At 38.2% G+C, this 21,258-nt stretch carries 18 protein-coding genes and 1 riboswitch; of the genes, 4 read left to right on the forward strand and 14 right to left on the reverse strand.

The window, feature by feature from the left end; all coding sequences use genetic code 11:
• Positions 1-3 precede the first annotated feature (3 nt).
• From ACXAG7_RS16795 to ACXAG7_RS16810, 4 genes are all read right to left on the reverse strand, one after another.
• On the reverse strand, positions 4-543 hold the full coding sequence (locus tag ACXAG7_RS16795; RefSeq protein ID WP_476667539.1) for a hypothetical protein: 540 nt from the start codon (positions 541-543) through the stop codon (positions 4-6).
• 6 nt (positions 544-549) lie between these two features.
• Positions 550-1,518: a hypothetical protein gene (locus tag ACXAG7_RS16800; RefSeq protein ID WP_476667540.1), complete on the reverse strand. Its 969-nt coding sequence runs from the start codon at positions 1,516-1,518 to the stop codon at positions 550-552.
• 1,083 nt (positions 1,519-2,601) lie between these two features.
• On the reverse strand, positions 2,602-3,360 hold the full coding sequence (locus ACXAG7_RS16805) for a response regulator transcription factor (protein WP_476667541.1): 759 nt from the start codon (positions 3,358-3,360) through the stop codon (positions 2,602-2,604).
• Positions 3,361-3,466: 106 nt separating this feature from the next.
• Positions 3,467-4,222: a response regulator transcription factor gene (locus ACXAG7_RS16810; protein ID WP_408044715.1), complete on the reverse strand. Its 756-nt coding sequence runs from the start codon at positions 4,220-4,222 to the stop codon at positions 3,467-3,469.
• A 494-nt stretch (positions 4,223-4,716) separates the two neighbouring features.
• Here ACXAG7_RS16810 and ACXAG7_RS16815 point away from each other — a divergent pair, with 494 nt between their 5' ends.
• Positions 4,717-4,938, forward strand: a complete 222-nt coding sequence (locus tag ACXAG7_RS16815) for a hypothetical protein (RefSeq protein ID WP_408044716.1) — start codon at positions 4,717-4,719, stop codon at positions 4,936-4,938.
• Between the two features lie 165 nt (positions 4,939-5,103).
• On the forward strand, positions 5,104-5,256 hold the full coding sequence (locus ACXAG7_RS16820; RefSeq protein WP_476667542.1) for a hypothetical protein: 153 nt from the start codon (positions 5,104-5,106) through the stop codon (positions 5,254-5,256).
• A 45-nt stretch (positions 5,257-5,301) separates the two neighbouring features.
• Here ACXAG7_RS16820 and ACXAG7_RS16825 read toward each other — a convergent pair whose 3' ends face one another.
• The 3 genes from ACXAG7_RS16825 to ACXAG7_RS16835 all read right to left on the reverse strand — a co-directional run bounded on the left by ACXAG7_RS16825 (position 5,302) and on the right by ACXAG7_RS16835 (position 8,285).
• The gene (locus ACXAG7_RS16825; RefSeq protein WP_408044718.1) at positions 5,302-5,670 is read right to left on the reverse strand and encodes a hypothetical protein; all 369 of its coding nucleotides are present in this window, start codon (positions 5,668-5,670) and stop codon (positions 5,302-5,304) included.
• Between the two features lie 102 nt (positions 5,671-5,772).
• The gene (locus ACXAG7_RS16830; RefSeq protein ID WP_476667543.1) at positions 5,773-6,381 is read right to left on the reverse strand and encodes a hypothetical protein; all 609 of its coding nucleotides are present in this window, start codon (positions 6,379-6,381) and stop codon (positions 5,773-5,775) included.
• A 248-nt stretch (positions 6,382-6,629) separates the two neighbouring features.
• Positions 6,630-8,285: a tetratricopeptide repeat protein gene (locus ACXAG7_RS16835; protein WP_476667544.1), complete on the reverse strand. Its 1,656-nt coding sequence runs from the start codon at positions 8,283-8,285 to the stop codon at positions 6,630-6,632.
• A 194-nt stretch (positions 8,286-8,479) separates the two neighbouring features.
• Here ACXAG7_RS16835 and ACXAG7_RS16840 point away from each other — a divergent pair, with 194 nt between their 5' ends.
• Positions 8,480-11,365 (forward strand): T9SS type A sorting domain-containing protein, encoded by a 2,886-nt coding sequence (locus tag ACXAG7_RS16840; RefSeq protein WP_476667545.1) that lies wholly within the window; start codon positions 8,480-8,482, stop codon positions 11,363-11,365.
• Between the two features lie 1,289 nt (positions 11,366-12,654).
• Here ACXAG7_RS16840 and folE read toward each other — a convergent pair.
• From folE to ACXAG7_RS16875, 7 genes are all read right to left on the reverse strand, one after another.
• Positions 12,655-13,311 (reverse strand): GTP cyclohydrolase I FolE, encoded by a 657-nt coding sequence (folE, locus tag ACXAG7_RS16845; RefSeq protein WP_476667546.1) that lies wholly within the window; start codon positions 13,309-13,311, stop codon positions 12,655-12,657.
• A 14-nt stretch (positions 13,312-13,325) separates the two neighbouring features.
• A complete protein-coding gene (locus ACXAG7_RS16850; RefSeq protein WP_476667547.1) occupies positions 13,326-13,730 on the reverse strand; it encodes a MerC domain-containing protein in 405 nt (134 codons plus the stop codon).
• Entirely contained in the window at positions 13,720-15,042 is a 1,323-nt protein-coding gene (locus tag ACXAG7_RS16855) for a hypothetical protein (protein WP_476667548.1), read from the reverse strand. Before ACXAG7_RS16855 ends, ACXAG7_RS16850 begins: the two co-directional genes overlap by 11 nt.
• Positions 15,039-16,448 carry a DUF3526 domain-containing protein gene (locus ACXAG7_RS16860; protein ID WP_476667549.1) on the reverse strand — a complete coding sequence of 470 codons (1,410 nt, stop codon included), beginning with the start codon at positions 16,446-16,448 and terminating at the stop codon, positions 15,039-15,041. The genes ACXAG7_RS16855 and ACXAG7_RS16860 overlap by 4 nt, the downstream gene beginning before the upstream one ends.
• Positions 16,449-16,452: 4 nt before the next feature.
• Positions 16,453-17,154: an ABC transporter ATP-binding protein gene (locus ACXAG7_RS16865; protein ID WP_408044726.1), complete on the reverse strand. Its 702-nt coding sequence runs from the start codon at positions 17,152-17,154 to the stop codon at positions 16,453-16,455.
• A gap of 184 nt (positions 17,155-17,338) precedes the next feature.
• Positions 17,339-17,992 carry a hypothetical protein gene (locus ACXAG7_RS16870; RefSeq protein WP_476667550.1) on the reverse strand — a complete coding sequence of 218 codons (654 nt, stop codon included), beginning with the start codon at positions 17,990-17,992 and terminating at the stop codon, positions 17,339-17,341.
• A 10-nt stretch (positions 17,993-18,002) separates the two neighbouring features.
• Positions 18,003-18,521, reverse strand: coding sequence for an N-acetyltransferase family protein (locus tag ACXAG7_RS16875; RefSeq protein ID WP_476667551.1), 519 nt, complete (start codon positions 18,519-18,521; stop codon positions 18,003-18,005).
• Positions 18,522-18,627: 106 nt separating this feature from the next.
• Positions 18,628-18,815, forward strand: a riboswitch (cobalamin riboswitch).
• 92 nt (positions 18,816-18,907) lie between these two features.
• On the opposite strand from ACXAG7_RS16875, the gene ACXAG7_RS16880 reads away from it, so the two are divergent.
• On the forward strand, positions 18,908-21,247 hold the full coding sequence (locus ACXAG7_RS16880) for a TonB-dependent siderophore receptor (protein ID WP_476667552.1): 2,340 nt from the start codon (positions 18,908-18,910) through the stop codon (positions 21,245-21,247).
• Positions 21,248-21,258: the final 11 nt, after the last annotated feature.

Genomic DNA, 21,258 nt, shown 5'->3' on the forward strand with positions numbered 1-21,258 from the left:
AATTTATAATCGATTCTCGAGTTTTTCTACTTTTAAGCTGAGCGTTTTGCTAGCTTCAAATCCCTTTGGCAGCTTTTTCAGTACGGCCTTAGTGCCTTCCTGTGCAACGACAAAACCTTCCTTTTCCACGAATTCTAGTACTAGTTTTCGGGGATCATCAGGATCGTTTAAAAGCAACCTCCAATAATACTTTTGTAATTCACCGCTAGTAGGTTTTTCGAATTTTAGTTCTCCAGTACTTGTATCATGGGTCAATAACAGGTCAGGACTTTTACTCGCCATGACGTAGTGCATTCCTTTTTTACCCGGTACCTCGGTTAATAAAAACTCGAATAAATATCCTTCCGTGAACAAACTGCGTTCTAAACTGTATGTATGGAATTCGGCTTTATGGGTATCTAAATTGTGAATCAAGGCTACTTTCTTACCACCACCCCCTTCTTTAATAAACTGAAAAGACGCAGTAGTCGTAGCTGGAGTTTGTGCTTGGCCTCCTACTACGAAACCCAAGCAGATTAAAAAAATATTCCAGTTTTTTCTCATTCCTTCCTATTTTTTTAAAGCTTTCACCACTTCTTGAAGTTCTTTAAGCTGCTGACTCAAAGCCTCCAACACTCTTTTTTGATCCTTTAACTCCTTATCTTGCGCTATGGTATACAAGGTCAACTCCTCCACTTTTTCAACCAAGAGCGTATTGATTTGCTTCAAATCCATTCCTTTAGCAAGCACTTCTTTCTCTGAAGGCATTTTAGGCAAGTGTTTATTTTTCTTAATAAACGATTCCACTTCCGTTAAGGTTGGTAAGGTATAGGTATCACTAAATACATAATCTGGAAATGACGACACGCTTAGGCGAACAGAACGGGCTACTATATAACTCGCATCAACGTCATTAAACCTTACATTGTTCGCTATGAGCTTTGGAGTTTTTACACGAACTTCGTCTCGCGCTACACGGAATAACTGTTTTGCCACATCATTGCCATAATAGACAGCAAAGACATCATTACTCGCATTGTTCTTATTCGCATCAATGTGTAAGAAAAAGCTATTAGCTCCCTTAAAGCTGAAGTGATCTGTAGTAAAGCTCATCTGACTTTTATTTAGTTTTACGATCTGAGAACCTCCACTTGCTCCTTGATAAATTTGAAAATCATCAACGGTAGTACTATTGCCATTATTATCGAGATTTAAACGAAAGCGTCCCGTTCCGTCAAAGCTGAAATTTGTAGATTTGACCTTGGTATCCACAGGATTCACCGTTAAAATATTAGCTCGATCTCTTCCTGACGACACTCTAAACTCATCAGTGGCTCCACCGCCTCCGTTGGTATCTACATGTATTTCAAAACGACCAGATTGACTAAATCGTTGATGGGAACTGCTCAAAAAGCGTCTAGTTTCAAAGCTTCCTGTTTTTTCAACTCGCCAGTTATTTACGTCATCTCTTTGTCCGAGCATTTGAGTGCAGGAAAGAAGCAGTAATGCTCCACAGGTGTACATTGCTTTTTTGTTCATTTGTTTATTTGTTTATTTAGGTTTTACAGGTATCATAAGTAGCTGCTATAGCTCACTATTCTCGACTTACAAGGCTTTCAACTCCAGCACTTCTGGAGAAATCAGGCAATAGGTTTCCACTCCAGCGAGTAAAAAACTCGCTCGATCAGTTCTGAAAACATTGATCATAAATCATTGTAAAGCATGAAATTCTTACGGCTCCAGGTAGATTTTTATGAAGCGTCTCATTTCATAAATCAAGGTATTAAAGCGGTAATGCTTAAAAAACAAGGCATGCCCAATCGACAATAAAACTCAAAAGCACTGCGGACAATTTCACATTTTTAATCTCGAAAGCAATTCCATTTAAATTACAAACTTTCGCAGGTACTCACGCTGTGAACATTGTGACTTAGGCACACCTCATTTGAGGGAAAACTAACCTTACAGGTATTCAACACTACTATTCAAGGGATTCATAAATTTTAACTATTTCTGAAGTAAAAGTACAGTAAGAGAAATAGATAGCCACTAGCCCAAGGGCTAGTTTTTACTCCGATTGATTGCAAATCAACTCATGTCCTCCATGACTTTTCTCTTGAAACGACGAAGAGATGCTAAAGAAATGAAACGGTCATACACTCTAAATTTTAACAGAAAAGTCCCTGCGCTCTGAATTCTGAGGTTGTTAAGAATAGGACATAAAACGACTGATCCCAGTTTTCGTTCCTTTTTCGAAACATCAAAACTGGGATTCATCAATCATTTATAAAATACACAGGCTTCTTGGAAGGGTTTGTTACTACTTTATCAGACAAAAACAATAACACAGAGACCCGATTTTTCACAAACGCCAAAACTTTTTCACCTCTAGTCTAGGACTACTAAATTCATAGTATTTTGTGAGGATTAAACGATCAGCATTCCTCCTATTAAGGAAACTAATCCACTCATTACCTCACTGCCCTCTACTATCTTAAAGATTAGTACCGACAAGTAAAAAGCGGTAATTTCTTTTTATAAAAAAGCTTTAGCTAGCTATTCAAAAAGTAAAAATAATTCTTCATTCACAATCAACCACTAGCCCATGGGCTAGTTTTTAAGCTAAATTAACCCTTGCTGAGTAGCTTTGGCAACGGCTTCTACAATTGTACTCACCTCCAGCTTTTCAAATATTTTTTGTCGGTGAAACTTTACCGTATGACTCGTGATATGCATATTTTCTCCTAACTGTTTAAGGTTAAGGCCACGAGCTGCTAAATACAGAATTTGTTTTTCTCTAGCGGTCAATTCAATTCTAGCAAAGGGCAACCACTGTTTTCTAGAATTGTCAAAAACAACTCCTTTACCGGTAAGCTCATTCATAATTTGAATATTTCCAGAGACGGCAGAACTCGATGGATGAAACCTCATCAAAGCCATTTCTATTCGGCCATCTTTCGCTAATTCGAGGGGCGTAAGTACCATATGAACCATGTTAAATGCACCATTCACTCCCTGTAACTTGACATCTACAGAAGCTGTTAAGTGCAATCGTTCATCGACTGGTACTCTCGTATATATGTACTCGAGTCCTTTAACGGAAAACACTTGTAACAATTCCTTATCACAGGTTCCCAATAACTCCAAGAATCCAGTATAACCACTTTCTCTAATCTCTTCAGACGTTTTTCCTCCCAGTAGATAAATATTGTTAGACACGTATACTAGGGTTCGTTTATGAGGGCGCTCTATGATAAAATTAGCGCCAAAAACGCGTTCCATGGCTCGGATAGAATCTAAAAACTCTTCTGATAAATCCTGTTCTGTATGCAGTGGAAGTTCTTCTAATTCCCAATTATTTTTAAAGGCTATTTCTTTCATAATGTTCTCTTTATACCGTTATTAAACCTTAACAAACTTTTAGCGTACAGCAACCAGTACACTACGAATAGTAGTTTTATTTGATACACTTCCGTTCAGGAAGCTCTTACAATAAGCCCAATTGATAGGATTTCGTCACTGCGGCTACGATAGTTCCCACCGCTAATTTTTCAAATATTTTTTGTCGGTGGAACTTGACGGTATGCGTTGAAATGTACAAGGCTTCTCCGATGCGTTTTAAATTGAATCCTCGAGACGCCATATATAATATTTGACGCTCTTTGGCAGTCAAGTGTTCTTTTTCCAAGGTAAACCACCGATCGAGGTATTGATCATAGAAGTAGCCTTTTCGAGTTTCTTCATTTAGAAGTCTTATATTACCAACGGTTCCAGAACTCGACGCTTGAAATTTTATGAGTGTTAAGGAAATCTCCCCTGTTTTAGTCAATGCCAAAGGTGTTAAGGTCATGTTGATCAGTTGATCACCTCCTGCATCATTGCTAATGTGAAAATCGGCTGTTGCAGTATATTTCATACGATCAATAAGGGGGATTCTCGCATAAAAAAATTCATGGCCTTTGGTCGAAAATAACTGTAACAACCCACGATCTTTTTCTGCCACCAAATTTTGAAAACCGGAATGTCCCAACTTTTTAATTTCTTCTGCAGTTTTTCCTCCTAATAAATCAGTATTCTTTGACACGTACACTAATCTTCTCTGATGAGGGTTTTTAATCACAAAATTGCAGCGAGAAATGCGCTCCATTGCATTGACAGTTTCCATTAACTTATCAGGCAAAGTATTCGACACTTGCTGAACTAACGCCGTGCCTTTTCGATTTTTAAACGTAATTTCTTTCATAAATTTAACTAAGATTAATCAGAGTTATTCATAGTTTCAAAAGCAAAAGGTGTAGATTCAAACTGTAGTTTTGGAAAATGACTCCTGTGTAGCTTATTCTCGTGTAGGTCAATATTATTGCATGGTAGGGATGCAACGCTAATGATTAGGTAGGATGCGATTATACACCATCAGGTGTCCTCAGAGTCTCGTTAAAAAATATAGCCTTTTTGTAGTAATGCTTTGTTCTCCACTAAAGTGAGATCTACGGTATTATTCTTAAACATTACAAAGCGAATTCTCCCTACCTCATACTGCTCAAGACCACAAACAGGGTAATATCCTACAATATAGAAGTAAAATAATACCAATACTATCTTACTCAAATCTATTCAGTTACGAACTGACTCTTCCCTTTTACTAGCGCTGACAACTACTTCATTTTGACATTATTTAGATTCATTATACCTAAGTGGTATCGTAAATTTATACTACGATTCAAAACAACTCAAATTATGTTATTTACCATTGCAGGATTGCTTATAAATTGTATCGGGATCTGTTTGTTATTCTACTACGGTGCTCCGAGTAGTCGACTCCCCGAAAACACGGGATTATCACACTCAGTGGGTGTTTCAAAATCACTTAATTCAACTTCTCGTTACGGCATTGCCTTGATTAGTCTTGGAACCGTTTTACAAGTTGTAGGTACTGTTGTACTCAGTATCTACCAATAATGGCACTATCGCCATCGTTAGTTTTTAAGTTTACTCGAAAAATCGAGTAGTAACCACCCCTCTCCGGAGGGGTTCTTTTATCAAAAAACCTTACTTTAAGTACAGAAAAAAAATAGAATTAGTGGATTTTATAAACGATTTTGCAAACAACCAAACATTGTATTTATGAAGACTACTATTTCAGCATTAGGAAAAGTATTAGACAAAAACACCCAACAAACAATTCAAGGAGGTAATGGCAGAGAAATTTACTGTCCTAACTATTGTTTTAAATACTTACCCTACTCATGTAGGTGTGATTGGGCAAACGGTATCTAAAAATGAAAAAAGCGGACCTAGGTTCGCTTTTTTATTTGTCTTTGTTTATAGCAAGGTACTACTCATGGTAAATATGATATACAATGGATATCCCAATACTGAAAAATAATATTGATAATTTTTAGTCTCTTTCTTGACAACTGAAAGGATCATTAACACTAAGCCAATAAGCCATAATACGTTTGCTACTATTCCTAGTATAAGTAGTCGTGAATTAAACGTTTCTACATTGTGAATCAACGGCATAAATCTGGCTACCAAATAGGCTATGACCAAATTGATGATGATGACATACACCAATAACTTAAACGACCATTTCTTAAAATTCGTCTCTTTTTTAGTCTCTTCAAAATCTTTAAATTCTTCCATACTATTCCTCTTACTTCTCATTTCACTGATCAATGGATTGTGCATTTAGACTGCATTTTCACCAGTTTTCACGTAAAGATCGATACGCAATAGCTGGTTCTTTGTCCATCCTTCATGTCTTCCACAAAAACCCTTTAGTGATTATAATTACTTCAGGTCCCAATAATACGCATAAAACTTATTACAATCATTAATTTTCGCAATCCCATCAAAAAAATATGTCAAGATTTTTTTCCTGAATGGGGATCTTTTATGCAAAGCATCGTCACCTCGATCTGTTATTACCGCCACCTCTGAATAGATGGTAAACAGCTCATTTTTTTTGTACCGCCCGTTAGAATCCTCATGTCCAAACGCATAGACGCTAAACTTTTGATGACTGTCTTCAAATAATTTAAGATCTCTCCATACCAAAACAGGCCGATGATAGCCTTTAAAGCGGATGGTTACAGTCCATATCCCAAAACGTTCGAATAAAACTTTCCCTGTATAGGATGCTGCATAGGTAGCATTGAATCGGGCCTTGTGGGCCCAACTTCCATCGGCAGTCTTCAGGTTCTTTGTAGGCAGTACCTCACAATTTTTAAAACCATTAATGTGCATAAACGGATAATGCAGTTTAGCATTGGCCGTATGAACCACTCTTGGAATATTAATCTTGGTTTGAGTGCAATTGAATGTTTGCTCTTGAATTTGGCGGGTACTACTACAACTCAATACCATCGTCAAGCACCCTAACAGTCTTACTATTTTCAATTAACTACAGCTAAACACGGTTGTCAATAATAGTATCAGTGCTAAAGTTATTTTTAAAATACTCATATTCAAATAGGTTTGGTCAGTTTTCGCGGACAAAAATAGTCCATTCTTTTTGAATACAGTAAGCCATTGACTTACTCTTAGTAAGTCAATGGCTTACTTTTTAAACTGTTGTACAGGTCAAATATAGGGATTACCACTCACGACAGAAGTCACTCGTAATAATTTTAAAAATTGCAATTTTATCAGAAAGAAGATAGCAACTCATGTACCTCTTCTTTAGTCTCTACTCCTAATTTTTTACGAAGTCGAAACTGACTTGACCGAATCGCCTCGAGGGATACGTGTCGAAAGGTCGCTATTTCCTTGTTTGACAAGCCGAGACGAATATAGCTACACAATTCTCTGTCTGCCTGGCTCAATTGCGGATATTCTGATTTTAATCGAGCGTAAAATGACTGATTTATTGCCTCTATATTTTTATAGAAAATTTTCTCTTCTTCCTTCGGTAGTAATTGACTCTGAATAAATGCCCCCAAGGCTCTCCACTCCAATCTGGCCTCAGTACTCACAAATTTCTCAAATTCTTTTACTCTATGTGACAATTGATTCGCTAAGTCTTGCTTTTTACATATCTCAAGGGCCATTCGGGTTACATCTTGCTTTTTAAAACTCAATTCAGCATGCAGGTTTTTTATTTTCAACGCCTGTAATTGGGCTTCTTTTTTCCTCATTTTTCCCTTAATTAAAAAAAAGGCTACCCCTAAAATTAGTACCAATACGAGTAAGCACAGTCCGATAACCAATAACCATTGGCGCTGTATGGCATTTGCTCGCTCTTGAGATAATTGCTGTATCTCTTGCTCTTTTTGTTCAGCCTTAAATTTTTCACGTAACTTATTTATATTTTTCTGAACGGCAAGTCCCTGCAAAGAATCTTTAATACCTTGATATTTTGCCAAACTTTCCATTGCTTCTTTCCATTTTCCTTCTGTCTTATAAGTAGCAGATAAATCTTGATAGGTAATCATGCTCACCTGAGCAAATCCGTGTTTTTCTGAAATTTCTAAGCTCTTCGCATAGTGTTTATAGGCAGTGGTAAAATCCTTTAAAAGATAATCGCAATATGCCAAATTACCATAGCTCTTCGCCAAGGCTTTAGGATCATTCCCTTTCTTTAAAACATACTGCAGAAATTGGACGATATAGGGGCGAGCGGCCTTGCCATTTCCCTTCATCAAATAGGCTGTTCCCAAATTAAAAATAGCAATGCGTTTTACTTCCTGATACGCTGCCTGCGAAAGGAATACATTGTCATCTATTTTACGCAATCCATCAGTGATCAATGCAATCCCCTCATCTACTGCTCCTCTTTGCAAAGACATTATTCCTTTATTAACATAGACCGTTTTAATCGAATTCATCACAAACAAAGAATCTTTAGTATTGGTACTATGATAATTTTCCAAAAAAGCTAACCATCTATTTTGCAGACCTTCTGCCTCTTTAAAGCGACCCAGGGAAATATATGCATTGGTAATCCCCGTTTCAACTATAAATCGCTGTTTTAGCATCTCGGGAAACTTTCTTAATCGCTGCAAGGCTAATTGGTAATGCAACACTGCTTTCGTAAAATCTCTTTGATACAAATAGTGTGCTCCCAACCATTTTTGAGCAATGATAAAAGCCTGATCACTGTTTTGTTTTTCACTCTGCACAACAATTTGTCGTAGCGTTTCCACATCTGCTTGGAGCAACTCGCGAGCTTCACTGAGCTCTAAGGCATTTTCTATCTGGAGTAAAAGGTTTTCTTCGGAAGTAAGCTGTTGAGAAAAACCACTATTTCCAATGAACCAAAGCCATACTATTACTAAAAGTGGCTTCTTTATAACTAGTTTCATAATTTGTGTTGTATGGTGCTAAAATACTATTTCCATGAACAAATATTGGGGATGAAACGTTTTGAAACGCCTGTTTTTCAACAAAAAACAAATTAAAACGTTTAAAATTCTAACCCTTAAAACATAGTTTAGATTTTTGCTTAAACCATTGATTATTTCTGTTATCAGCTAATATTTACTAAAACCCCCTTATTATGAAATTGTACAAACCACCTATTTTACGCATTACAGTCTTTACTGTGGTCATTTTAATGTTTTTGAGAACGACGTCTTATGCTCAGCGTGCACGTTCTGTTGCCGGTACTCCTACAATTAGTGCCCAAAGTTCTGGTCTATGGTCTTCTCCGAATACCTGGGGAGGCTTACTTCCAAAAAACGATGACCGCGTTTTAATCCCAAATGGGATTCAGGTTACTATCGCCAGTAAGATTAGCGAAGAATTCAAATCAGTAGTCATCGATAATGGCGCAACCTTAAGCTTTGCCACGGGTAGCTCAACGGAACTAAGGACTGAATACCTTTACAGCGCCATTAATGGCGTACTGGAAATAGGAAAAATTGGATCTCCTATTGAAGTTAATAATAAAGCTAGCCTGGTATTCGCAGAACGCGGAGGTACTACGGTTGCTTTAGACCCTGATCGTTTTGCTCCAGGAGCTATTTTAATGGGACCGACAACCATGCACGGAAGCGCTAAAACTTCTTGGTTAACACTCGCCCACCCCGTCCTAAAAGGAGAAGGACAACTTCAAGTCAATGGAATTCCAAGCGGATGGAAAGTAGGTGACAAACTCGTCATTGCTGGTACCACTCCTATTACGAATGCATCCATTCAGAAAACAGATGAAATTGCCAGCGATGAAGTGGTAACGATTACGGAAATAAACGGTCCGAAAATTAGCTTTTCACCTAGTTTACAACGCGATCATCGTCCTCCAAAAGAAGCTCCCAGCTTGGAAGTACACATAGCTAATTTAACTAGGAACATTGTGGTATCTTCAGAAAATCCTTCTGTTACCTCGATCAGTGGTGCTTATCGAAAACCTCGTGGGCACCTGATGTTTATGCACAATTTACGAGTAGATTTACGATATATGAGTACTCATAATTTGGGTAGAACCGATAAATCAATTCTTGTAGACGATTGGGATTTTACCGACTTAAACGCCGCTGCAAACACCGGTAAAGCATTAACCGATGGTGGTAAAAACCCCAGAGGACGCTATTCAATTCACTTCCATCGGGGAGGACTAGACACCAGTGTTTTTCCTGCCAAGCCGATTTTCCCACTGCCAACCCCTGCACATGTCGAGGGCTGTGTTGTAAATTCAGATCCAGGCTGGGCCTATGTAAATCACTCTGCTCGTGTACATTTTATTAAAAACGTAAGCTACAATGTGGTAGGAGGAGCCTTTAATACGGAAGCTGGAAATGAAACGGGTTCATTTATTAAAAACATTGCGATACGTACCATTAATCCAGAAAATCCGATTATGATTGCTCCGAGACCAAGAGACTCATATATGTCTGGAGGCCCCACATCTTCACTCGCCGATATCAGAGAACACCGTCAAGATTTCGCATGGCAAGGAGATGGCTTTTGGCTGCACAGCACAGGAGTGACTGTAGAAGGGAATGTTGTTTCTGGTGCTACCGGACATGCTTATGTGTATTGGCTAGATGGTTTAATTGAGAAAAAATTAGGTGCTGCTAGGGGTAGTATTGATGCCCATGTTCCGGCAGCAGAATTTCCAAAACAACACGCCTCTTTAAAGAAATGGAAAGAAAAATATCCGAATTTTGTACTGGATATTTGGTACCTACAACCCAGGCCCTTTAAAAATAACATCGCCTACAATTTCGCTCGAGGCGTTCAAACTTACTATGTTCATACTGAACTCCACAGAAAAACAGACCCTACTGTTACCGACCCCAATAGTTGGATGAATGATTTACCTGATGATTATAAAGATCAGCTAGATTTGGTTTTAGATGGTACTCAACTATGGAATATTGGTAAAGTAGGGTTTGAAACTACCACAAGCGCCAATATCACTATTCAGAATTCAAGAGTTGTGGGCTATGGTGGAAGAACTGGAATCGAGAATTACGGTACCAACCCAAACCCCAATTACGTACATGACGAACCTGAAGTCATTGGTATGGACTTGGACTATTTTCAAAACACCCACCGTTGGACACTGCGCAATAATACAATAGAGGGCTTTTCAGGAAAATCTATAGGCCTAGTACTTCCTAAAAATGGTCAGGTAACCGTTGATGGTGGTAAGTTTAACAATTCTGGAATTGATATTTTTATAGGTTGTCCTTCTAAACACTTGAGCAATGAAAACGATGGTTTCGGAATTGGTATGCTATCAGAGAAACCAACAAAATCGTCCGTTCTTCTCACAGGCAATATCTCCTTTCAAAATGCTAACAACAACATAGTAATGGACGCAGAACTCATTTATGACGAGGTCCCTGGAAAGGGCTTCCCTATGATTAGTGGAGCCAAGCTAGACCCTCTGTTTTTCTTCGCACCTCAGGAAGTAACCTTTAATTTCGGAGAATTTAGCAATGTTCGTGCCTATTTTGACGAACAAGATGCCAATTACACACCTCTAAACTCAGGCACAAACGGAAATGCCTGCGCCTTTAGCGATCGAGCAGCTTGTGTTGATGCCAATTATGTAGACAAAACAAATAGTGAATTAAAGGCCGCTTTCAATAAGTCTTTTTTAGGGGCTATAACTCCCAATACAGCCATACGTACCCCAGTGCTTATCGGTGGTAAAGTAGCTACGACCTCCTTGAGCACATCGGATGTTAACGACGCTCCTCCATTTAAAATATTTCCGAACCCTTCTGCTGGCATTGGGCATATTACCAGTAAACTTAGTCATTATCGCCTAGAAATATTCGGATTGGACGGTAAACTTTTACAACAGTTCAGCTCCTCAGAAAAAAAATCAACAATTGACTTTTCGAACTTAGCCCCTGGTGTCTACTTTATCAAAATTATAGATAGAGACGAGCGTCATTTGGGTACCAAAAAAATCATCAAATCAGTCTATTAATTGTTGTATTTATTCCTTTCCCCTTGGCATCGATCGTTTTATCGCAAAACGACCGATGCCTTATTTAACAGCCCCTGCTCAACAGCGCTCCGTAAAAATGCAAACAATTTTACCATAGATAACGAAGGTAAGGTTGCGAGTCAATGCATATAAAAACCAATGATGAACTATGTCTATTCTTGAATGCACCGGTTACAAAATAAAGTAGGGACATAACTTTGTAAAAGGCTTGTTTTCAAGTAAAATTGTACTTTCTCAAAACAAAAAAAAGATTTTCATACAATGTCAGTGAATGTATATTCTAATAATGAACTGTGTCTTTTTTTGAATGCATTAATTACAAAAAAAGTAGAATCATAACCTCACAAAAGACTTGTTTTCAAGTAAAATTGTACTTTATCAAAACATCAAAAAGGCATTGTCGTATAATAGTAGCGAATGTATATTCTAATGATAAACTATGTCTTTTCTTGAATTTGCTGGTTACAAAATAATGTAGGGACATAACATTGCAAAATACTTGTTATAAATAAAATCGTACTTTTTTCAAAACGTTAAAAAGGCATTATTGTATAATAGTAGCGAATGTATATTCTAATGATAAACTATGCCCATTCTTGAATGTTACTGGTTACAAAATAAAGTAGGGTTAAAACATTGCAAAATACTGGTTTTAAGTAAAATAGTACTTTTCAAAACGTTAAAAAGGCATTATTGTATAATAGTAGCGAATGTATATTCTAATGATAAACTATGCCCATTCTTGAATGCACCGGTTACAAAATAAAGTAGGGACATAACATTGTAAAATACTTGTTATGAATAAAATCGTACTTTCTAAAAACGTTAAAAAGGCATTATTGTATAATAGTAGCGAATGTATATTCTAATGATGAACTATGCCTATTCTTGAATGTACTGGTTACCAAATAAAGTAGGGACATAACATTGCAAAATAATTGTTATAAATAAAATCGTACTTTTTCAAAACATCAAAAAGGCATTGTCGTATAATAGTTCTGAATGTATATTCTAATGATGAACTATGCCTTTTCTTGAATATGCTGGTTACAAAATAATGTAGGGACATAACATTGCAAAACGCTTGTTTTAAGTAAAATCGTACTTTCTCAAAACAAAAAAGGGAGGTTTCTATACAATGTCGGTGAATGTATATTCTAATGATGAACTATGTCTTTTCTTGGATGTATTGGTTACAAAAGAGTAAGGCAGATTCAGTTCCCATACCTCATCTGCCTTATTGAAAATAACTCCCCAATATTTATGTTTTATGCTTTTATAACCTGGTCCAGAAATTCTTTGCGTTTCGCATCGTCGGCAAAACAGCCTCCGTATTCTATGGTTATCGTAGTACTATTTTTATCTTTTATACCTCTGGAAGAAACACAGAGATGTGCCGCCTCAACCACGACAATCACATCATCCGTATGCAATAACTCCTGTAAGTCTTTTAGTATTTGAAGACACAAGCGCTCCTGAACCTGAGGACGGTGCGCGTAGTAGTCAACCAACCTGTTTATTTTTGACAAGCCTATAACTCGTTCTTTAGGAACGTAACCCACATGTGCTTTTCCAATTATTGGCAAAAAATGATGTTCACAGGCCGAATCGATATTGATATCACGTTCAATGAGCATTCGGTGGTACCCATATTTGTTTTCAAAAGTCGAAGCTTTTGGTTTGTTCATGGGGTTGAGCCCATAGAATAATTCTTTGACATACATTTTTGCTACCCGATACGGAGTACCTGATAAGCTATCATCGGTTAGATCCAGCCCTAACTCTTCCATAATTTTAGCAAAATGCCCTTGGATAGCTTCTATTTTTTCGCTGTCTGACTTCTCAAAAGCATCTGGTCTTAAAGGCGTCTCTACATTGGTACCAATATGATTATCTCCTATATTTTCAAACTGTTCTTTATCCATATCTGACTCCTTTATTACTTAGTATTTGACTGACAAGCTGCACCTCCACAGGTACAATACCTGCTATTGTAGATGTGTAAAACCACCAAACTCAAGGCAGGAATATAGACTGCAAACTCCGTCCATTCAAAGTAGGCTAACTTTTCATTAATCACTGCGGCAGTCAGTGCGAGCCAAGCGGTCCAAAGCCCAATTTTCACCCATGCTTTCGGCGTTGATTTAGCAGAATTAAATACGGCAATCAATGAAATTAACAGAAAAATATAATCCATACTTTTCCACCAGCTAAAAGCGCCATCACTTGAATTTGCCATTGGTTGAATTAAAAATAATAAGGGGGTTACTATACAATGAACTAGGCAAAGTCCGCCAGCCATTACCCCTAAAGAATCTGATTTCTTGGTTAGTTTATGAATCATGATTAAATTGCTTAAGATAGTCTTGATATTGTTTTTTAGTTACTTCTACATCGTTATAAAGTTCTTTTAACAATACCTTAATTTGTAAATCAATTGCTGATTGAATGGTTTCTCTATATGCCTTGTAATTGACATAATGAGTTTTTGATTGTTCGTTAAAGCTATTCTGGAAAAAACCTACTGGATTGTACCAAAAACTACCAGCTATCAATTGATTTTTCTCTTCGCTTTCTCGCTCAAAAGGTTGCATACTCTCCTTCATCACTTCATTGGTTAACCCAACCAGTGCTCTTCGTAATAATCGCTTTGACTTTACAGAGTCTTTAGCTACAGGAGTTGTCGCCAAGGATGGGAATTGTCGATACAGCGCCGAGCTCAACTCTTCCGAAGATTTTTCGTAAAGCGCTGATTTTTTATCACGTGTCGCATCGATATAATCCGTCATTAAATTGCGTGGTTTTTCAACACTCAACTGCTGATGTACTGCCCCTGGGACAATAAAACACAACAATAAATACACCCCGATCATCAATAAACTATTGCTTAAGATTCGACGTCCTTTTGCAACGATCACAAAAAATACACTCGCCCAAAGCATCAAATAGAGCATACTCATTCCGAAGAACTTCATTGCAGCATCAGGAACCAAACTGAACACTCCTGTCAAGAAGCCTCCGTAGATAAAAAGTAGCAGTACAACGCTGCTAGTGACTAGTACGTAAAACGCAAACCTAGATAATAACCAATTATAATGAGACGTATGTTGTACTACTACTAATGACCAAAAACCTTGTTCACTTTCGTAACTTTTTAAATTATAAGTCAATACAAGCAACACTACCGGTAAAAGGTAGAGTAATACAAAGGCAAAATCTAGAGTTCCGGCCTGCAAACGCTCTGGGTTTGCGATTTCCTCTGCCATATCCGAATCGTAAGGACTACTTCTAAAACTCACTCTTTTATAATACCCAAATTGCTCTGCCTGTCCTATGCTGTATACCATGGCTGGTGAAGGAGATTTAAATGCGTATACTGAGGTGTACCAAATGGCCCAATAGGGATTTGTCACATCGACCCAAGGACGTTCTTGAGGACCTTTCTTGCCAGCGTCGTAATAAGCAATAATTTCAGCTCTTGCTTGATCCGCTTTAGCCTGAATATCATTAATCTCTCCTTGTTGCTCCTGAAACAGACTCGCTCCATTATGCAATCCGTAAAGCCCAGCAATAACAAACAACAGTACTGCCACTATTTTAAATGGATTTTTCACAAAGTGCTTCCATTCAAATAAAAATATCTTTACCCCACTCATATTACTTGCATTTTTTTGGCTCCTCTAAGGAGTAATACTAGAATTCCAATAGACCAAAAACACAGAAAACCTAAATCGCTTTTATAGTAATTCCAAACAGACGAAAAAGTCGTTGGTTCGTATTTAAAGTCTTCTATACTTTTATAAAAGGCATTACTTGCCTTCCATCCCCAATCACCTGATTTAGAACCACCATAAGCGTGTTCATCATTCAAGGCTTTGATGAGTTTTCGGCGATAGTGCTCAACTTGTAACAAAAACTCTTGGTGATGTAAATTGTCGCTTCCGACAACTCCCATACTCGCATTTTGCAAAGAAAGAAAGGGATTTAAGACCCCCATCCACTGGTAATTGTGTTTCTGTCTGGCTTGTACTTTTCTCAAATTCCCAAAGTGTTTATCCCATACCTTGTTTCCGTACTCTTCATCAGCTTGCATTCGCAGCCCATCAAAGTTAATGGGAAGCTGTGCTATGGAATCGACCCCGTATTGCTTTAATACGCGTTGTTTCAATTCAAGTCCTCGTGCATCTGATGGATTATGACCATCAATTCCTTTGGCTCTATCTGTTTTCATCGCTGTTTGAAAAGCTGCTCTGCTGGGTAAGGGGTTCAGTTTATCGACAATGCTCATCGCAATACTAGGCATAAACAACGTCCAAATCATCCATATTCCCAGAAGAGATGTCAACGCCACTGTTGCATTTTGCCACTTCAACGAACTGTATACACCAAGTCCGCTTAACACAAAATAATACAAGGTATAACTCGCAAAAAACAAGGCCCCTCTTCCCAAAATTTCTAAGGTCAATTCCTGATAATTTAGCAAGGTATACGCAAGCATAACTAACAGCAACAGCAAAACTCCATATAGCCAAACTACCAGGGTTTTTGCCAGGACCAATGCCCTAGGGCTTGCTCCTTGAAGTAATAATAGCTTAAGACGTCCGCTTTGCTTTTCACTACTAATACTGTGAAATGCTAAAAAAATCAGTAATAAGGGTAATACATACTGTAGTAATAGCGCACTTTTTAACTTGCCAAACTTAGAAGCTGCCATCATTTGTGAGGCTTCAGAATGAACCATTTCATTCTGAACATGACCTTCAACACGAATGACATTTCCGAGGACACTATGTACCCCCTCGTCCAAACTACTCAAGGCATTACTCGGTTTAAACACAAAGGTTCCGAAATGAGCTGCCCCATGAGGATTCATTTCTTTTAAGGCTTCCCATTGTCCACGAACATGGGCTTTGGCTTGTTCAAAAGACGCTCGTTCTTGCGCCATTTGCGCCGCTCCTAAATACAACGCACTGCACAGGACAAGTACAAATCCAATACTCACTGCCCAAAGTGCTTTGTTACGGCTTAGGGCCCAACTTTCATTCTTTAAAATTGTCCACATAGCCCTAATTTTTCATAAACTCCAAGTACAATTGTTCCAGTTCATTGGCGCTAACCTCTGCTGAAGACAACTGTTTAACAAGTACTCCTTTTTTCAATATCCCAATGCGGTTGCACACCTCTCGTACTCTAAAAATATCGTGTGAAGCCATTAAAATTGCGGCTCCTTCTGAAGCCAGTTTTTTCAATAACTCTGAAAGTTCATTACTCGCCAACGGGTCTAATCCGCTCGCCGGCTCGTCTAACAAATAAACTTCTGCTTTTTTCGCGTAGGCTATGGCAATCCCTACTTTTTGACGCATTCCCTTCGAATACCCTGCCACTTTTTGACTATGTGCTTCCTCCTGCAATCCACAGGTCAATAAAAAATCTTTGAGTTCTTTTTTACTGTAAGAGATTCCTGCTAGCCTACAGAAATAATCCAGGTTTTCAACTCCCGTTAAATAAGGATATAAATTGACATTTTCTGGTATATATCCTATGAGTTTCCTCACCTTGGCAGTATCTTTTACCGTATCTAAATTTTGTACCGTGATACTTCCGGTATCAGGTTGTAAAAACCCCAATAACATATTGATCGTCGTTGATTTCCCAGCTCCGTTAGCTCCTAACAGTCCAAGAATTTCACCTTGCTCAATTTGTAAATTCAAATTGTTTACCGCAGTATGCCCTTTAAACGACTTGCTTACTTGTTTTATTTGTATCATTGAAATTCAATTATTGCAACAGTGTGGCAAATATAATAAAGAAAGCTATTAATGCATATAGGTTGCTTTCAATTTAACAAATAAATTTAGTGGGCTATTTCAAAAGTACGCCAAGCACAGCTTCAACAGTATCCTGAATTTATTCCTTTCTTATGTTTTAAAAAACGCGTGGTAATATTGAACCCTATTGTTTTAGATAGAAAGGATCTTGAACACTTCCTACATCGTGCACATTATACATAAAGGCACCTCCTTTTCTCAGTTCCAAATCATCAAACAATCCTTGTGCATCAGCAGCAGCGAATACCTCATTTAGTATTTTTTTCACAGCTGCATCAGCCCATAAATTCAATTCTTTCACTCCTGAATTTTCATCTTCATAATGCATTTTATCATACACATCTTCTTCTTCCACGGCCTCAACATGGAATGGAGCACATACCGCAAAAGGATCTAAAGACACACCGTATCCGACATTCCATTCACCAAATTCTGCATACTCATAATAGTGAGGGTCAATGGTTAATTTATAATCTCTCATATTATAAAGGCCGAACGAAAAACTTTCGAATGGTGGTAGCTCCTGATCGCTATACTCAAATAAAATGGCATCGTAGGTAGTAGCATCTTGCAACTGCATGGTTTTCCAATATGGAATGGCTCGCAACAAATCACTTTCGACTTCTCGTTTATAGGTTTCCAGGTCGTACTCTTTGTAAAGAGACAATGCTTTTTGTATAGGTTGATAGGAACTCGTCAATCCAGCTACGCGATGCTCCATTTCAATAAGATCACGTCTTAATTTTTCATTCAACTTTTTATTTAATTCACTTATCATAGGATACTTTTTACAATGGTAATTGGTATAAATTATTCGACGATAAAGGGACTTTCTTTACACCGACTTTTACAAATCCTAAACTTTCGTAAAAACGACACAGTTTCACATTAGTGGCTACGGCATCAAGACGCAAAAACTCGCAGTCTTTTGCTCGAGCTTTTACTGCAATTTTTTGCAATACTAAAGCCCCCAGTCCACGACCGTTATAGGCTTCTTTGATTACCAAAGAATGTACGTAAAATGCCTGGTCATCTCGCAATCCCCAATAGTATTCATCTTTTTCCATGATTCTAACCATACCGATGGTTTTCTCTTGGAGATCTCGGATAAAATAGTACTCTCCTCGAGACAAGCCTTCTTTGACCCAGGCAATTTTTTCAATAGGAGGATGAATCCAATACTGCCAATGGTCCACATTTTTAGCTTGAATTTTCAATGCTGTTTCTTTAAACAGTGCAAGTACCTCATCCAGAGCTTCCTCGTCTGCAGGATGAAATTCAAATTCTATAGGTTCTAAGCTACTCATCAGGTAAACTTAAAAAAAATCTCTCATATTCAAAGCCTTCAAGCCTGTACTTACTTTTCTCCTAATTAAAATTACATACAACTTGGTCATTTCTGTGAAATCCTTACTTTTACGCCCGATTTTTGGTTTTTTACGCTGGTAAAAATTAAAAGGGAATTTGGTGAAAATCCAAAACTGTTCCCGCAACTGTGAGGTTTATTTACAACGAGCAATCAATTAAGTCACTGCTAACATTAGTGGGAAGGCGATTGTTCGGAACCGAGTCAGGAGACCTGCCAACAATTCATAATTTTATTAGTAACTCTCGGGTAAAGGGTTAGAAAATATACAACTACTCATCGTAGTATTTTCTGCACATTACCTGCTTAAAACTCATTTTTCAGCAGATGAAAAAATTTGTATTATGCAGTGTATTTATGCTGTTGGCTATTGTTGCCAATGCGCAATCATACACTACAATTTCAGGAACCGTAAAAGACCTGAAAACCGGAAAAACCATTTCCAATGTCACTGTAGCCTTTAAAAATGTACGCAAAGGTACCCATACCGATGCCAATGGCCATTTTCAGCTTCAAGTACCTACTAAAACTAAAACTGTTCAATTTTCAAAAATCGGCTATGAAACCGTAGTAAAGAACATTGCGTCATTGTCAAGTTCTGAGCCATTTATTCTTTTTCTACAAAAAGAAGTCATCGCTTTGGACGAGGTGCAAATCGACGCTAGGAAACAAGGTATGAAGCCTGCTGTTCTGGCTGTAGGAAAACTTCCTATTAAAGATATCGATGCTCCCGTTACTACCAACAGCGTCGATCAACGATTGCTCCTTCAACGCGGAGTGGACGATTTAGGAACGGCGGTAAAAAGTGCCACTGGAGTTCGACCTATTAATCGTTACGGTGGTTTTCAAACCTTCCGAATTCGCGGATTTAACAATTTTGTTTTATTGCTAGACGGAGTGCGTGATGAGCGTCATAATATATCGACAAGTGCTCCAAGTACTAACCTTGCCAACGTTGCTCGTATCGAAGTTTTAAAAGGCCCTGCAAGTGTACTATACGGACACTCAGCGCTAGGAGGAATTATCAACATCGTTCGAAAAAAACCAACCCTTCACGATACTGGTAACTTTACTATTAGCTATGGTAGCTATAAAAGTTATACCATGAGTGCTGGTTTTGGAGGTTCCATTTCTCCTGAACTCCGATACCGAACAGACTTTGGTTTGACCAGAAGCCAAGGGTGGCGAGACTACGGCGTGGCTACCAACAACGGATCTTTTGCTTTGACCTATACTCCGAGCTCTAAAGATCGTTTGGATTTTTACTTACAAGTCAATGACGACCAATACGACACCGATACGGGAATTCCGATGGACGACGACGGTTCACTAGTACCTGGCTTGGATCCAAAAACACGTTATAACGATCCGCAGGATTATCTCAAACACAAACGCTACGACGCTCAATTAAAATACACGCATGAGTTTTCTGAAACATCAAAACTTACCAACCTTTTGTCCTATGCAAGTGACGATATTGATTACCTCTCTACAGAATTCTTAGTATTAAACGCTACTAAAGACGCTATTAAAAGAAATTTTCCTTTCTATTTTAATCATCAAACAAAAACATTACAAAATCAGCTCGATTATAGTTTTCAAGCCACAACGGGTAGTATAAAACACCAACTTTTACTCGGAAATTCTTTGAGTTTTTTGGATAGAAAAACCTTTAGAGGTAAGGTGATTGGCCCTGGTACGTTTACGACCATTTCTGTTCAAAACCCCGTATTAAACCAAGGACATATCGAAGCTGTTGACGACAAAGTAGATGTTAAGGAAGAATTTGTCAGTGGTTTTTACCTACAAGATGCCATTAGTATTTCAGAGCACTTTAAAGCCATGATAGGTCTGCGTTATGATATTTTTGATGGAACCTACTACAGAGATGAACTCAACAAGGATCGCGTTGTGCTTACTTCAGGAACGCGCACCACGATCCCACCAACTGCCTTTACCTATCGCGCGGGAGTTGTTTACCAACCCATTCCTGATGCGCTGAGCTTTTTTGCTTCGTATTCTAATTATTTTAAACCTTCTCGAAGAGTAGCTCCCAATGGTGTTGTTTTTGATCCGGAAAAGGGATACCAAATAGAAGGTGGTGTTAAGTATCAGAAAAACCAACGTTTTTCCGCAACCTTATCAACCTACTACCTACTTAAAAATAACATTGTTGAACGAACGAGTGTCAATGATTACCAACAAATTGGAGAAGCCGATTCTAAAGGAGTTGAATTAGATATTGAAACACAGCCTGTTCCTGGATTCTACCTAAAAGCAGGATATGCTTTTGTCGATGCAAAGGTACGGTCATACAACCCTCAATTACAACGTGTAGCTCCCGGTAACTCACTGCGTTTTGCTCCGAAACACAGTGCTAATTTCTGGGCCAACTACGAGTTCCAATCGCGAGCTTTGCACGGTATCGGACTCGGATTTGGAGGAAACTACGTGAGTAGTAATTTCACCAACTCGAGCAATACTTTTACGCTTCCGGCCTATACTACCCTAGACGGAACTATCTACTATCAAGCCAAACGCGTGCGCATAGGGGTAAACATTAACAACCTTGCCAATACACTGTATTACACAGATGCTATTTACGATCGTCAGTTCTTTGTAGGACAAGGTCGTAATTTCAGAATATCATTAGCTTATAAATTATAAACCGAAGTGCC

Source organism: Tenacibaculum sp. AWR4_210 (genome assembly GCF_056160945.1).

What these genes read in the sequence shown, in the direction of transcription:
- ACXAG7_RS16820 (WP_476667542.1), top strand. Translation starts at nt 5,104, where the DNA reads ATGAAGACTACTATTTCAGCATTAGGAAAAGTATTAGACAAAAACACC.
- ACXAG7_RS16800 (WP_476667540.1), bottom strand. Translation starts at nt 1,518, where the DNA reads ATGAACAAAAAAGCAATGTACACCTGTGGAGCATTACTGCTTCTTTCC.
- ACXAG7_RS16860 (WP_476667549.1), bottom strand. Translation starts at nt 16,448, where the DNA reads ATGTGGACAATTTTAAAGAATGAAAGTTGGGCCCTAAGCCGTAACAAA.
- ACXAG7_RS16855 (WP_476667548.1), bottom strand. Translation starts at nt 15,042, where the DNA reads ATGAGTGGGGTAAAGATATTTTTATTTGAATGGAAGCACTTTGTGAAA.
- ACXAG7_RS16795 (WP_476667539.1), bottom strand. Translation starts at nt 543, where the DNA reads ATGAGAAAAAACTGGAATATTTTTTTAATCTGCTTGGGTTTCGTAGTA.
- ACXAG7_RS16840 (WP_476667545.1), top strand. Translation starts at nt 8,480, where the DNA reads ATGAAATTGTACAAACCACCTATTTTACGCATTACAGTCTTTACTGTG.
- ACXAG7_RS16810 (WP_408044715.1), bottom strand. Translation starts at nt 4,222, where the DNA reads ATGAAAGAAATTACGTTTAAAAATCGAAAAGGCACGGCGTTAGTTCAG.
- ACXAG7_RS16850 (WP_476667547.1), bottom strand. Translation starts at nt 13,730, where the DNA reads ATGATTCATAAACTAACCAAGAAATCAGATTCTTTAGGGGTAATGGCT.
- ACXAG7_RS16835 (WP_476667544.1), bottom strand. Translation starts at nt 8,285, where the DNA reads ATGAAACTAGTTATAAAGAAGCCACTTTTAGTAATAGTATGGCTTTGG.
- ACXAG7_RS16870 (WP_476667550.1), bottom strand. Translation starts at nt 17,992, where the DNA reads ATGATAAGTGAATTAAATAAAAAGTTGAATGAAAAATTAAGACGTGAT.
- ACXAG7_RS16865 (WP_408044726.1), bottom strand. Translation starts at nt 17,154, where the DNA reads ATGATACAAATAAAACAAGTAAGCAAGTCGTTTAAAGGGCATACTGCG.
- folE (WP_476667546.1), bottom strand. Translation starts at nt 13,311, where the DNA reads ATGGATAAAGAACAGTTTGAAAATATAGGAGATAATCATATTGGTACC.
- ACXAG7_RS16825 (WP_408044718.1), bottom strand. Translation starts at nt 5,670, where the DNA reads ATGCACAATCCATTGATCAGTGAAATGAGAAGTAAGAGGAATAGTATG.
- ACXAG7_RS16875 (WP_476667551.1), bottom strand. Translation starts at nt 18,521, where the DNA reads ATGAGTAGCTTAGAACCTATAGAATTTGAATTTCATCCTGCAGACGAG.
- ACXAG7_RS16805 (WP_476667541.1), bottom strand. Translation starts at nt 3,360, where the DNA reads ATGAAAGAAATAGCCTTTAAAAATAATTGGGAATTAGAAGAACTTCCA.
- ACXAG7_RS16815 (WP_408044716.1), top strand. Translation starts at nt 4,717, where the DNA reads ATGTTATTTACCATTGCAGGATTGCTTATAAATTGTATCGGGATCTGT.
- ACXAG7_RS16880 (WP_476667552.1), top strand. Translation starts at nt 18,908, where the DNA reads ATGAAAAAATTTGTATTATGCAGTGTATTTATGCTGTTGGCTATTGTT.